This window comes from Bacteroidota bacterium, assembly GCA_037133915.1.
Taxonomy (GTDB): Bacteria; Bacteroidota; Bacteroidia; order Bacteroidales; family CAIWKO01; genus JBAXND01.
In genome coordinates this window covers 1-14024 of record JBAXND010000074.1, presented here as the reverse complement: position 1 = coordinate 14024, position 14024 = coordinate 1, and the positions used below count along the sequence as shown (strand labels likewise).

The 14024-nt window shown below is 43.0% G+C and carries 9 protein-coding genes; 2 read left to right on the top strand and 7 right to left on the bottom strand.

Features of this window, described 5'->3' with window-relative positions; translation table 11 throughout:
* From WCM76_15880 to gyrA, 4 genes are all read right to left on the bottom strand, one after another.
* On the bottom strand, positions 1-2022 hold a 2022-nt coding region (locus tag WCM76_15880; protein MEI6767112.1), incomplete at its 3' end, for a hypothetical protein.
* A gap of 252 nt (positions 2023-2274) precedes the next feature.
* The gene (locus WCM76_15875) at positions 2275-3270 is read right to left on the bottom strand and encodes an SRPBCC family protein (GenBank protein ID MEI6767111.1); all 996 of its coding nucleotides are present in this window, start codon (positions 3268-3270) and stop codon (positions 2275-2277) included.
* A 404-nt stretch (positions 3271-3674) separates the two neighbouring features.
* Positions 3675-4829: a tetratricopeptide repeat protein gene (locus WCM76_15870; protein ID MEI6767110.1), complete on the bottom strand. Its 1155-nt coding sequence runs from the start codon at positions 4827-4829 to the stop codon at positions 3675-3677.
* Positions 4830-4925: 96 nt separating this feature from the next.
* Entirely contained in the window at positions 4926-7493 is a 2568-nt protein-coding gene (gene gyrA / locus WCM76_15865) for a DNA gyrase subunit A (protein ID MEI6767109.1), read from the bottom strand.
* A 219-nt stretch (positions 7494-7712) separates the two neighbouring features.
* Here gyrA and WCM76_15860 point away from each other — a divergent pair, with 219 nt between their 5' ends.
* Complete coding sequence (locus WCM76_15860; GenBank protein ID MEI6767108.1) at positions 7713-10253, top strand: ATP-dependent Clp protease ATP-binding subunit; 2541 nt, start codon at positions 7713-7715, stop codon at positions 10251-10253.
* A gap of 8 nt (positions 10254-10261) precedes the next feature.
* On the top strand, positions 10262-11533 hold the full coding sequence (locus WCM76_15855; GenBank protein ID MEI6767107.1) for a M48 family metallopeptidase: 1272 nt from the start codon (positions 10262-10264) through the stop codon (positions 11531-11533).
* A gap of 41 nt (positions 11534-11574) precedes the next feature.
* Here WCM76_15855 and WCM76_15850 read toward each other — a convergent pair whose 3' ends face one another.
* From WCM76_15850 to WCM76_15840, 3 genes are all read right to left on the bottom strand, one after another.
* Complete coding sequence (locus WCM76_15850; GenBank protein ID MEI6767106.1) at positions 11575-12684, bottom strand: Ldh family oxidoreductase; 1110 nt, start codon at positions 12682-12684, stop codon at positions 11575-11577.
* Between the two features lie 173 nt (positions 12685-12857).
* Positions 12858-13394 carry a DUF2141 domain-containing protein gene (locus WCM76_15845; GenBank protein MEI6767105.1) on the bottom strand — a complete coding sequence of 179 codons (537 nt, stop codon included), beginning with the start codon at positions 13392-13394 and terminating at the stop codon, positions 12858-12860.
* A gap of 63 nt (positions 13395-13457) precedes the next feature.
* Complete coding sequence (locus WCM76_15840) at positions 13458-13964, bottom strand: DUF2141 domain-containing protein (GenBank protein MEI6767104.1); 507 nt, start codon at positions 13962-13964, stop codon at positions 13458-13460.
* Positions 13965-14024: the final 60 nt, after the last annotated feature.

Here is a 14024-nt window from a genome sequence, read left to right as displayed (position 1 = left end):
TTGGTGGACCAGTTTGCCGCGGAATGAGTGGACTACTATGTGCGGAATATCCACTGTTATCCCATTTATATGATTTCCGGAAACAGAGTTAGTCCCGTTCACCGGTCCTGAATAGTAAATGCCATAAACATCTACGCGCGCAGTCGTATTCGTGCTTCGTAAATTACACACAGTGTTACCATTAACAGTTTGATTTGCCCCTGCCGTATTCGAAGTCTGTGAAATGCCAATAACTGTTGCAGAACTTCTGGTGGAGGTTTGTGAACTGGCTGAAGAAATATTCTTTACAATATTGTTTGTTATAATATTAGATCCGGAAATGGTTGAAATCCCGCGCGCGCGCGCTCCTGAGTTTGTTCCAGTATAACCATTGTACAAATTTGAAACAGTATTGCCTGAAATGGTTGTGGTTCCCAGCCCTGAACTGTAGATACCATAAACATCCTGCTTCTGTTGAGAAATGGATGCCGATGAACTTGTCTGAATGCTGTTTGCGGTACTGCGGCTGCCAATTAAATTATTGTTGATGTTTATCGTTCCGGTAACGCCTCTTACATAAACCGACTCAAAACCGTGTGAATAGTAAGCTGAACTGACTGTTGTAACAGAACCAACGGTGTTATTCAAGACATTAACAATTCCGCTGCTGGCATTCAGAATACCGTGAGATGTTGAATAACCGTTTGTCTGTCCGTCGAACACAACGTTTGGAATGCCCGTATAACCCGCTCCGCCACTGTTGACGGTAATACCCGTAACCTTGCCCGTTCCATCAATTATGGCAGTAGCTGTTGCCGACGTAGTACTTCCCGAAACTGAAAAAGTAACGGCAGGAGGAGTGGTGTAACCTGTACCGCCGCCAAGCATGGTAACTGCGGTAACGGCACCTCCACTAATTGTAGCAGTAGCCGAGGGAAGAGGTGTGGTTACAACGATTGAACCTGTTCCCGTGGAATCCCCGATAATATTGCCTGTTACATCAACATTACCGGCGTTTATGAATATACCGTCCCATGGATTATCCTCAACGCTCGTACAATTAATATTTCTGATAATATTGCCCTGAACAATTGCGGGAGTTGTAGCACCGCCTGACACAAAGACTGCACAGAAATAACTTGCAGTATTGGCGTTAATAATCCAGGGATTGCCTGCACACTGCGGAGCGCTTCCACCTATATAATTTTCACTAATAGTCTGCATGCCTTGCAAAGATGCCCTGATAGGATTATAGGTATTGGCACCCTGAGGTGCAAAAACGGTCGTTTCATAAAAGCTGTTTCCCGTAACAGTATTGTCGAGGGAATTTGATGAAAAGAGGATTCCGTATGAGCCGGTGGCAGGATTTAAAAAGTCGTAAAAATTATTGTTTCTGATGATATTCCCGCTGTTCTCACGGCCTGTACTTCCTGAGAACATAACTGTATTGACCGGTCGGTTTCCACCGGAATTCGTTATAGAGCAATATTCAATTATGTTATTGTCATTACCGTTGCCCACAGTTGATGTGCTGAATAAAATCATAGCACTGCCGGAACCGATGCATGAACCGTTGATGCTGCAGTATCTTATTGTATTTCCGGTAGCGGATTTTGAAAATGACAGGGTTGAAGCAACTGTACTAATCGTATTTGTATTTCGTATCGTAAGGTTAGTGCTGCCACTCTGGTTTACCCGACCATCAATAGTCACATTCGTTGAGCCCACCAAACTGATTAAGGGGTTCGCAACACTTCCTCCAATAATGTATCCTGAACCGGCCGGAAATATTAAAATTGAATTATAGCTTGCACTTCCACTGCCGGTAGCATTTAAAATTGCAGAGGCTGTTTCTGTGGTTGAGCCGGTTATTTTCAGGGTGATTGTCCCGCTCACGGTACCGGCATTTATTGCATCAAAAGCCTGCTTGAGTGTTGAGTAGTTTGCGCCTGCGCCACCAACCGTTTTAACCGTCTGACTACTTGCATTAATCGCCAGAAAACACAAAACAAGAAGGAGCAGTTTGGGTAGTTTTTTATTCATACAATAATCAGTTTTTCAGGTAAATTATCTCTAATTCGAATTTAAAATCATGCAATTATTTTCTCACTAAAATTTAATATCTATAACGTGTCAAAAATACATCCGAACCACAGGCTGTTCCAAAAGCCTAATAGCGCGTTTGATTCAGGTGAAATGACTTGATTGTTTTCAGGAAAGTGAATAGAAAAAGCCCCACTTTTTAAGGGTGGGGCTGAAAGAAAAAATCAATTTTCAGTGAGTGATTCGCATTTATTATTTCACCGGATAGTAGATTTCGGTGAGCCACTTAGCGGTATCTTTCTCAATTCCGGGATCGGTAACATAAACTTCCCAAGGAGCGCCGATTACCGTCAGTTTATTGGCTTTTATGAATTCATCAATCTTGGCATGGCCCAAACCGGTGCCCTGATACTTTCCGTAATATTTCGCCATTACGGCATTGCCTTTCTTGATAGTGCCTGCAATAATCCGCCCTTTGGATTTTCCGGTTTTGTTCACGGGAATTCCTGCTTCCATGTCAAACGATTTTTCGCTGAAGGTGTGGTATATTGCGAACGGTGAGCCTTCAGCCTTCAGACCGCAGGTGCTCATATAGGCCATTATCTCACCATAAATGGCGCCCATGCGTTCCGAGATATTTTCAGGAGTAACTGTTTCGCGTATAGAAAGATAAGCTTGTTCCTGAACGCTTGTCTGCAATACATCGATGGCATTTTTGGGCATTTTTTCGCAAACAACTTTTAGATTATTAAGGCCATTTTCAAAATCTGGCCCAACCATTTTATCAAAGAATAGTCCTATGATTCGACTGATAGGGTTATAGCCGAGCTTGGTTTCAATATTCCAGGTAACGTTCACGGCTGTATCGGTTATTCCGAATTTAAAAGTAGTAGTTGATTCGCCGCCCATACCGGTCATTTCAAATATAATGATGTCGTTTTTTGTGTAGGTAGTCGTGGTCATGCTGCCGCTGCCCACCTTATCGTTTTTACTTTCCCAGCTGTATTTTGCTCCAACACCTGATGCGGGACCCTCGTAAGTCAGTTTCATGGCAGTGTCAATCTTATGCCAGGGTGACCATGCCGGCCAGTTCTTCAACACACCAACCTGGTCGAAAACAACAGAAGCAGGAGCTTTGATGGCAATGGAGCGTTCAACGCGAGCCGTAGAAGGGAAGAACATAGTTATAATAAAAATGCCGCCCAGTATGTAGGCAATCCATTTTAAAATCTTATAAAACTTCTTCATGGGTAGTGGTTTTAGGTTTGGTCAAAAATACGAAAAATAGTCGTAAGTCGTGAGCCGAGAGTCGAGAGTCGAAAAAATCAAAAAAGTCGAGAGTCGAGAGTCGTGAGTTAAAAAAATGAAACAAGTCGTATGTTGAAAGATAGGCTAAAGCTTAAGGGTAAAAGCGAGAAGCTAAAAGAAATTGCCCGGTTAGCAGCGACCCGTTGGTGGATCAACGAATGACTAAATGCTATTGATATAGTGTGTTTTAAGGATATTTATATGTCCTATAATTTATATTATGTTAAATAGCATTTTTCTAAAAGAAGGAGAATGGTTTATGGCCACTCTCCCTTTTCTATTGATTCTATCGTTCAGTTCTTATACCTGAATTCAATCTCAGAATTAAAACAAACGATTTATTCCTATTTCAGTTTGCTCAATTTCTCCTCAACCCTTTTCAAATTCTCAGCATCGCTTTTGCGTGCATAAAGTTGTTTCAGGGTCAACAATGTGTTCTTGTCTGTCGGCTGAAGTCTTTCGGCAGTTTCCAGCACCGGAATTGCATCTGTGAGCAATTTATCGGCTACAGCTTTCAATTCATCGTATTTTGCATCACCTAACGGCAGCTTATTTGCTTCTTCCATTTTAGATGCTGCACTGTTAACATATAACGCACCCAGATTATAATAGGCATCAAAATAGTCAGGTTTCAGTTCGATGGCTTTCTTGTAAGACTTTTCTGCTTCAGCGAAATTGCCTACTTCGTCCATATTGGCTCCAATTGCAAAGTGCAAAGCCGGGTTATTCGGATCTTTGTTCACCGCTACAGCAAGCAAATCGTTTGCTTCTTTTGTCTTACCCTGGGCCAGATAAATATTGATTTGAGCTATAATAAGATTCAAATCCTGAGGAAATATTTTACGTCCTTTTTCTATTACACCAAGTGCTTTTACCGTATCTCCTTCGTTTTTATATATTCCTGATAAAGAAGTATATACAATACTCTGCTTGTAGTTATTCTTCATCAGTTCTTCGAAGCAGCTTTTTGCCTTTTTATTATCCTTAAGGTTGAGGGCGCACAATGCAATATTGAAGGTAGCGGTAGTATCTTTGATCTGGAAAATAGTGTTTATTTTCTTGGTCATTTCAAAGTTTGTCATGGCTTCCGTATAGTTTTTCACGTTATACAGCTCTACCCCTTTGTTGTAATACTGTTCCCCAATTACAAACAGGCCCAGCATGGGCGATGTAGGTGCCAGATTTTCATTACTAATATTCGGGTCTATGGCAATAGCGGCTTGATATGAATCATAAGCAACCTGCAGAGCATTGGTATCGAGACCTTTATATTTATTGTTGGTAGTCAGATGAATGTTCAGGTAAATGTTGCCGCGGTAGAACCATGTTTTGGCCAAACCTTTGGTGGCATCATTTTTACTTGCTTCATCAATGTTGAGTTTTGCTTTGTCGAGCTGGCCGTTTCTGAGGTAATTAAATGCGCTTACCACCTTTGCCTGTTGGGCGAACAATCCTGATACGCACAGGATAGCAGCCATTGTTAAAACACTTTTTCTCATTGTAATGTGGTTTATAAGATTGTATTTTTTATCTGATGCAAATATATATTTTTCCTATTAGCAACTTATCTGCCAAACGGCACAACAGTAAAAAAATTATTCATCCTTTTCACTTTCCGGTTCATTTGCGATATCGGGATCAATAGCCGGAATATGTGTTTCTTCGCCTTCAACACCATCAATTAACTCGGCATTTTCGGCGTTTTCATCGATTTCTATCTCATCTTCTTTAACATCAACTTTGGCTATAGCGGCAATGGCATCATCGTCGTTCAGTTTGATGAGCCTTACCCCTTGCGTTGCGCGACCTACAATTCTAAGATCGGAAACAGCCATACGGATGATAATACCGGATTTGTTGATAATCATTAAATCGTGGGTTTCCAGAACATTCTGAATGGAAATCAGGTCACCGGTTTTAGGAGTGATATTGATGGTCTTCACCCCTTTTCCGCCACGGTTTGTTACTCGGTAATCGTCAAGTTCAGAGCGCTTTCCATAACCATTTTCGGAAACAACCAGAATGTTGTATTCGCTGCTTTCAAGGCAAATCATACCGATTACTTCATCTTTATCGTTGGCAAGGGAAATTCCTCTTACACCGGAAGCGTTGCGGCCCATGGGGCGCACTTTGGATTCATTGAAACGGATGGCCCTGCCTGAGCGCAATGCCATCAGCACTTCATTGGTTCCATTGGTAAGACGTGCCTGCAGCAGTTCATCTCCGTCGCGGACGGTTATGGCATTGATACCATTTACGCGTGGTCTGGAATAGGCTTCGAGGGTTGTTTTTTTGATAACGCCTTTCTTGGTACATAATATAATGTAATTATCTTTTATGTACTCCTTATCCGTAAGGTTCTTTATATTGATGAATGCCTTTACTTTATCATCGGGAGGCAGGTTAATCAGGTTTTGTATCGCACGGCCTTTCGATGCCTTGGTTCCTTCGGGAACTTCAAAAACGCGCATCCAGAAGCACTTGCCTTTCTCGGTGAAGAAGAGCATATAATTGTGCATGGTGGCGACAAACAGGTATTCCAGGAAGTCGTTATCGCGGATATCGCTGCCTTTGGAACCGCGGCCACCTCTGTTCTGCCTTTTGTACTCGGCAAGCGGTGTACGTTTGATATATCCCATGTGTGAAATGGTAATAACCACTTCTTCGTCGGCTATGGTATCTTCAATTTTGAAGTCGGATGCGGCATAGACAATCTCTGTGCGGGGTTCGTCGCCGTATTTTTCCTTCATTTCCAGCGTTTCGGCTTTGATGATCTCCATGCGCTTTCCTTCATCAGATAAAATGCCTTGCAGCTCTTCAATAAGCTTCATCAGTTCGTTATACTCTTTCTGGAGGTTTTCGCGTTCTAGACCAACGAGACTGCGCAGACGCATGTCAACAATGGCGCGTGCCTGAATATCAGACAACGCAAATTTCTCCATGAGTCCTGTACGAGCTTCATCAACTGTTTTAGCAGCACGGATGATTGCAATCACTTCATCGATATGGTCAAGTGCAATGAGCAATCCTTCAAGAATATGTGCTCTTTTCTGAGCCTGTTCCAGATCGTACTGAGTGCGCAGTGTAATTACTTCATGCCTGTGAGCTACAAAATGCGAAATCAGCATTTTGAGGTTGAGCATTTGCGGCCTTCCTTTTACCAGTGCAATGTTGTTTACGCTGAATGATGACTGCAATTGAGTAAGCTGGTACAGTTTATTTACAACAACGTTTGAAATGGCATCTTTACGAAGTTCATATACGATACGGATTCCATTCTTATCGGATTCGTCGCGGATATCGGTAATGCCTTCAATTTTTTTATCGACCACCAGATCGGCGGTTTTTTTGATCATCTCGGCTTTGTTTACCTGATAAGGTATAGAAGACACGATAAGGTGATCGCGACCATTTTCTTCTTCAATGTTTACATCGCCGCGAACAACGATACGACCGCGTCCGGTTTCATATGCTTCTTTAACACCTTCATAGCCATAAATGGTTCCGCCGGTGGGAAAATCGGGCGCTTTGATGAACTTCATCAGTTCAGGAATGGTGATGTCGTTATTGTCGATATAGGCAACAATGCCGTCGCACACTTCCGAAAGGTTATGGGGGGCCATATTGGTGGCCATACCAACGGCAATACCGGAAGCTCCGTTAATAAGGAGATTCGGAATCTTGGCAGGAAGAACGGTAGGTTCTTCGAGTGTATCATCAAAGTTGAGCTGAAATTTTACGGTATTCTTATCAATATCGTTCAGCATTTCTTCAGCAATCTTCTGAAAACGTGCTTCAGTATATCGCATGGCAGCCGGGCTGTCGCCGTCGATGGAGCCAAAGTTCCCCTGACCTTCAACCAGAGGATAGCGCAGCGACCATTCCTGAGCCATACGTACCATGGCGTCATAAACGGAGGTATCGCCGTGCGGGTGATATTTACCGAGCACTTCCCCTACTATCCTGGCAGATTTTTTATATGGCTTATTTGCCATAATACCAAGATCATACATACCGTAAAGAACCCTGCGATGTACAGGTTTGAGTCCATCCCTGATATCAGGTAGCGCGCGCGAAACAATAACCGACATTGAGTAATCAATGTAGGCCGTTTTCATCTGGTCTTCAATGTTTACCTGAATAATTCTGTTGCCTTCTGCCATAATAGTACTAAGTCAAACAAAGATAAGTGATTAAATATTTTTGATAAGGGTACAAAAGTAAACTTTTTCAGACAATAAAAAAGGAGTTTTCGGCATATTTTCTTACTAACAGAAATCTGTTGATAATTATCGCTGCCGTAAAGGTACAGGAAGATGATATTTTATAATTTTGAACCTGAAGGCAATTGCCGTATCTTTGCATAAGCATTCTACCCTATTATGGAAGCAAAATTCTCACAACGCGTCAAAGACGTACTAACATTCAGCCGTGAAGAGGCCATCAGACTTGGCAATGACTACATAGGTGTTGAACACCTGTTTCTTGGAATACTACGGGAAGGAGAAGGCATGGCCGTGAAGCTGCTTTTGCTGCTTCAGGTTGATTTGGCCGAGCTTCGTAAATCCATTGAAAAGGCTGTAAAATCAACCACTTCCAAAGAAAGGAACGTGGAAAATATACCTTTGATAAAGCAGGCTGAACGGGTGCTTAAAATCACGTATCTGGAAGCAAAAGTTTTTAAAAATGATATGATAGGGACAGAGCATCTGCTGCTGTCTATTTTAAAGGAAAAGGAGAATATTGTGGCGAAAACCCTTGGTAAGATGGGTATCCGGTATGAGGAAATCCGTGAAGAATTGAAGAATCTGATTTCGACCAGTGGCGAAACAAAGTTCGACCCCAAAGATGAAATTCCCGGTACACCCGGTGGTGATGACCCCGACGAAGGTGTTTTTGGTGGTGAAACAAAAAAAGTAACTGACAGCAAGTCCAAAACACCGGTGCTCGACAATTTCGGTCGCGACCTTACAAAACTTGCCGAAGAAGACCGTCTCGACCCTGTAGTGGGCCGCGAAAAGGAACTTGAGCGTATTGCACAGATATTAAGCAGACGTAAAAAGAACAATCCTGTGCTCATAGGCGAAGCCGGCGTTGGAAAAACTGCCATTGCCGAAGGGCTGGCACTGCGCATTGTACAGCGTAAAGTTTCCAGAGCCTTGTTTGACAAACGCGTGGTAACACTCGATCTGGCGTCATTGGTGGCGGGAACAAAATACCGCGGACAGTTTGAAGAACGCATGAAAGCCGTTCTGAACGAGCTGGAGAAGAATCAGGACATCATTATTTTTATTGACGAGATTCACACTATCGTTGGTGCAGGCGGTGCATCGGGTTCGCTCGACGCGTCCAACATGTTCAAGCCTGCCCTTGCACGCGGAGATATTCAATGCATAGGTGCAACAACGCTGGACGAATACAGGCAGTATATTGAGAAAGACGGCGCCCTGGAACGCCGATTCCAGAAAGTACTGGTTGAGGCAACTTCTCCGGAAGAAACAACAGAGATACTTTATAAGATTAAAGAAAAATACGAGAAACATCATCTGGTGAAATATTCGGATGAAGCCATCAAAGCGTGTGTTACGCTGACCATGCGTTATGTAAGCGACCGCTGTCTTCCCGATAAGGCTATAGATGCCATGGACGAAGCCGGTGCCCGCGTACATATCACCAATATTCACGTTCCGGAAGAAATTATTAAGGTTGAAGCAGAAATAGAGGAATCAAAGCAGAACAAACGTAAGGCTATTGAAAGTCAGAAATACGAAGAAGCTGCCGAATTCCGCGATAAAGAGCGCAAGCTGCTTGATGAGCTGGAACGGGCCAAACGCAAATGGCTGAGTGAATCGCAGCTTAATCTGGAAACCGTAACCGAAGATAATGTAGCGGAAGTGGTTGCCATGATGACCGGTGTTCCCACACAGCGCATCGCTCAGAACGAAAGCACACGCCTGATAGGCATGGAAGACGAACTGAGAAAATTGGTTATCGGGCAGGACGACCCTATAAAGAAAGTGGTGAAAGCGATTCGTCGGAACCGCGCCGGACTGAAAGATCCGAACAAACCCATTGGTACTTTTATTTTCCTCGGTCCAACCGGAGTTGGTAAAACCTATCTGGCGAAAGTCCTTTCAAAATATTTATTTGATTCGGACGAAGCTATGATACGCGTTGATATGAGCGAGTACATGGAGAAATTTGCGATATCGAGACTAATCGGAGCGCCTCCGGGATACGTGGGTTATGAAGAAGGCGGACAACTGACGGAAAAAGTAAGACGCAAACCTTATTCGGTAGTGCTTCTCGACGAAATTGAAAAAGCGCATCCCGATGTATTCCATTTATTGCTTCAGGTATTGGACGACGGACAGCTTACCGATAGCTTCGGCAGAAAAGTCGATTTCAAGAATACCATCATTATAATGACATCCAATATTGGTTCGAGACAGCTCAAAGAATTTGGTTCGGGCGTTGGATTTAATACAACTTCCAAAGAATCGAATAAATCGGGCTACCAGCGCAGTGTTATTGAAAATGCGCTTAAAAAAGCATTTGCGCCCGAGTTTTTGAACCGTATTGATGATGTTGTGGTGTTTGACGATATCAAACGTGAAGATATACATCGTATCATTGACATAGAGCTGTCGTACCTCGAAGAGCGCGTAAAATCTATGGGATTCAAACTTAAAGTAACCACCAAGGCCAAAGACCTGATTGTAGATAAAGGCTGGGATCCGAACTTCGGAGCACGTCCGCTCAAAAGGGCCATCCAGAAATATATCGAAGATGTATTGGCCGAAGAGATTATCAAAAGTAAACTGAACCCCGGCGATGTAATTGGCATCGACTACAACGAGAAGAAAGAAGAAATGGAGATTAAAATTACCGAAGCCAAAAAAGCCGGCAAGGATAAAGACTGAGCCGGAACATGATATCTCCTGAATCTATTTTCATCATCATCACAATTATAATTTGCTTTAACTATCTGCTCGATAGATTTTTGGATTATCTGAATTCAAAACGTTGGAGCAAGTCGTTACCTGCGGAGCTTGCAGGAATTTATGATGCAGAAAAGTACGAAAAATCGCAGCGCTACCTGAAGGTCAACAACAAATTCGGGCAGATAAGCGGCGGTTTTTCGTTTTTAATAATGCTGTTGATGCTTTTTCTGGGTGGGTTTGCCGTAGTTGACTCATGGACCGTTTTAATTTCTGCAAATGTTATTGTAAGCGCTCTGGTCTTTTTTGGTATTCTCGCCTTTGCCTCAGATTTACTTTCGCTTCCGTTTTCACTGTATCATGTTTTTGTAATTGAACAGAATTTTGGGTTTAACCGTACCAGCGGCTTTACTTTTTTAATGGATAAAATTAAAGGTTGGTTGCTTGGATTGTTGATTGGCGGAGGAATCGGCGCTTTGGTAATATGGATATATACCCTGAGTGAAAACTGGTTCTGGCTGATTGCCTGGGCAGTGGTTACCGCTTTCATGATATTTATGAACATGTTCTACTCATCGCTGATAGTGCCGCTGTTCAACAAACAGACGCCGCTTCCCGAAGGCGAACTGCGCACGGCTATTGAAGATTTCAGCATGAACGTAGGTTTTAAATTGGCAAATATTTATGTCATTGATGGTTCAAAACGTTCGCGCAAAGCCAATGCTTATTTTGCAGGGCTTGGTCCGCGCAAAAGAATTGTATTATATGACACGCTGATTAACGACCATACGGTTCCAGAACTCGTGGCTGTGCTGGCACATGAGATTGGTCATTACAAAAAGAAGCATACACTTAACGGTCTTCTGATTTCGGTGGCCGAAACCGGCTTGATGTTATACCTTCTCGGGCTGTTTCTTTCGTTGCCTGAGATTTCGATGGCACTTGGCGGAAAAGCCGCGAGTTTCCATATGGGTGCACTGGGATTCGCCTTGCTGTACAGCCCTTTTTCGATGCTTCTCTCGCTGGCAACAAACTATATTTCGCGCAAACATGAATATGCAGCCGACCGTTACGCGGGAACACATTACGATGCGGAAGCATTGAAATCAGCGCTCAAAAAACTTTCCGTGAATAATTTGAGTAATCTGAATCCGCATCCTGCCTACGTTTTCTTTCACTACTCCCATCCTACCCTGCTGCAGCGGTTGAAAGCGCTTGATACAGTCGCTCCTAACCAAACAGGTTCTCTAAAGAGTTCGTAAAGTTAAAAAGTTTATAAAGTTGAGACGAGAGCCGTGTTTATTTAAAACGGGAAATCGTAACCTGTGATATTGCATTCCTGCACCAGCTGTTTGATTTCTTTTTGCAATGCGTCATTGAGCGGAACACCTTTATGCTCGCGTTCGAGCCATGTCAGATATTCTTTTTCTCCTGCCGTATAGATGCGTTGCTGTCCGGGCATTTTGCGCGAATCACGCAACTCACGAAGGATATCGCCTGTTGTTTTTTTGAATTCTGCAGGCTCAATAAAAGCATTGATATCAATGGCGATGAAGAAATGCCCCAATGGATAGGGAACTTTTTTACCATTTTCAATACCCAATAACATTTTCATGTAACTGCCGCCCTGCAAGGCTGCCGAGAGTATTTCAACAACGGTTGCATACCCATAACCTTTGTAACCGGCGGTTTCTTCACCAATACCGCCCAAAGGTGCCAGTGCAGCTTTTTCGGCAACCAAATCTTTTAATATTTCAGTTGCATCGGTTTTTGATTCACCATTTTCATCAATCACCCATCCTTTGGGAACGGCTTTTCCTTCGCGGGCATACAACTCAATTTTTCCGCGCTGACTAACTGATGTTGCACAGTCGAGAAAGAAGGGAAACTCTTCGTCGGTTGGCATTGCAAAGGTAAGCGGGTTAGTGCCTAACATATTTTCCACTCCAAATGTAGGTGCAATGGACGGTCGTGCGTTGGTGCCAGTAACCCCTATCATATCCTGATTTGCCGCCATCAGCGCATAATAGCCGGCAATGCCGTAATGCGTGCTGTTGCGTACGGCCACCATGCCCATTCCCAATTTTTTCGCTTTGTCAATAGCCATTTGCATTGCCATTTTGGAAATCACGTGGCCCATGCCGTTATGGCCGTCAAGAACAGCCGTTGTTGGTCCTTCGCGAACAATTTCTACGTTCGTGACGGGATTCAGAATGCCATCTTTTATACGGTCGTAGTAAATTGGTTTCAGGCGATTGAATCCATGCGAATCAATGCCGCGTTTATCGGCAGCAATCAATACTTCCGCAACTATTTTCGCATCGTTTACAGGCACTCCTGCTTTTACTAAAACGTCTACCATGAAGCGTTCCATGATATTAAAATCCATCCAGACTGTTGTTCCTTCGTTCATCGTTACTATATTTTAATTAGTGCGTTAATCCAAGTTTCAAAAATTCGGTTTTGGCAGCAGGCGTTGCTCCATTTTTTCGTAACACTTTTTTATAAAAAAGTGTTACGCTGCCGGACATTTTGTTGTTTCGACGCTTCGACAAGCTCAGAGACCGAAGCTCAGCGAAAGACAAATTATCGTTTGGGTACGCCATAATCAAGGGTTATCAGTTTCAGGGATTCTTTATCCTGAAAGGTAAAACTTGACTGCATCCATTCCGGCGGTCCGTACTGCCCCATGGCATCGTTAGAAAAGCCATATCCTTCTTTGGGAACGCCGAGTGTATTTTTATCTAATTCGCCATTGGAATTTTCGTCATGGATAATTGCTACAGCGTAGCTGCCATAAGGAATATCTTTAAACGTTGCAATTTCTTCGCTGGCATCAACGGGTATAATGGCCGTACGGAACGGTGTATCGCCCATATACGTTCCTTTCGTATTGTAGAGTGCTATACGTAAGTTGCCATTGTCGCTTCGGATTCCTTTCACAAACACCCTCAAATCGCCGGTACCTGCAGGATGCGGATTGTCAATATTGATGGTTGAATCGGGGATTGAAACTGGTGCAGGAATAACCGGATTATCTTTCGTTCCGGGCGATGCAGGTGTTTGCGCAAATACGCCACCGCAAAATATTATGAAAGCTGAAACCAAGAGGACTTTTTTCATTATGAGTGTTTTTATGATTAGATTTTGTAACACTATTTTATAAAAAAGTGTTACGATTAAATTTCATTTTGTTTTCCCGGCATTCGTGTAAACCATATTAATAACCATTGTTTTATTCTGACCGGCGAACCAGAATTTCGCATCTTTAAACTCCGGCGGGCCGAAGGTGCCACGGGCATCGTTCGAAAACCCATACCCTTCCACAGGGATTCCCATATCATTTTTATCAAGAATGCCATTGCCGTTTTCATCGTGAATAATTGCAACTGCATAATTCCCTTTGCCAAGGCTGTCGAATTGGACAGTAAGCTGATTCGATTTTATTATTTCCGAAGCGTTGCGCAGCGGTTCTTTTTTCATAAACCCATTTGACTTATTGTAAAGGGCAACCAGTGCTTTTCCGCCGGTAGTGCGGCATCCTTTGATAATTATTTTTATACTTCCGAGCAATGTGTCTTTCTTCACCCTGACGCTGTCCTGAGCAGGTGCAGTTCGAAGGCTGTCTGTTTGCGCATTTGCAAACGCGGCTATAAGCGCACAAAGAAAAACAAAATAAAACCTTTTTATCATTTCAATACACTATTGTCCGATAAAAATACAGAATATTATTTTGCAAACCGCAACAAATTG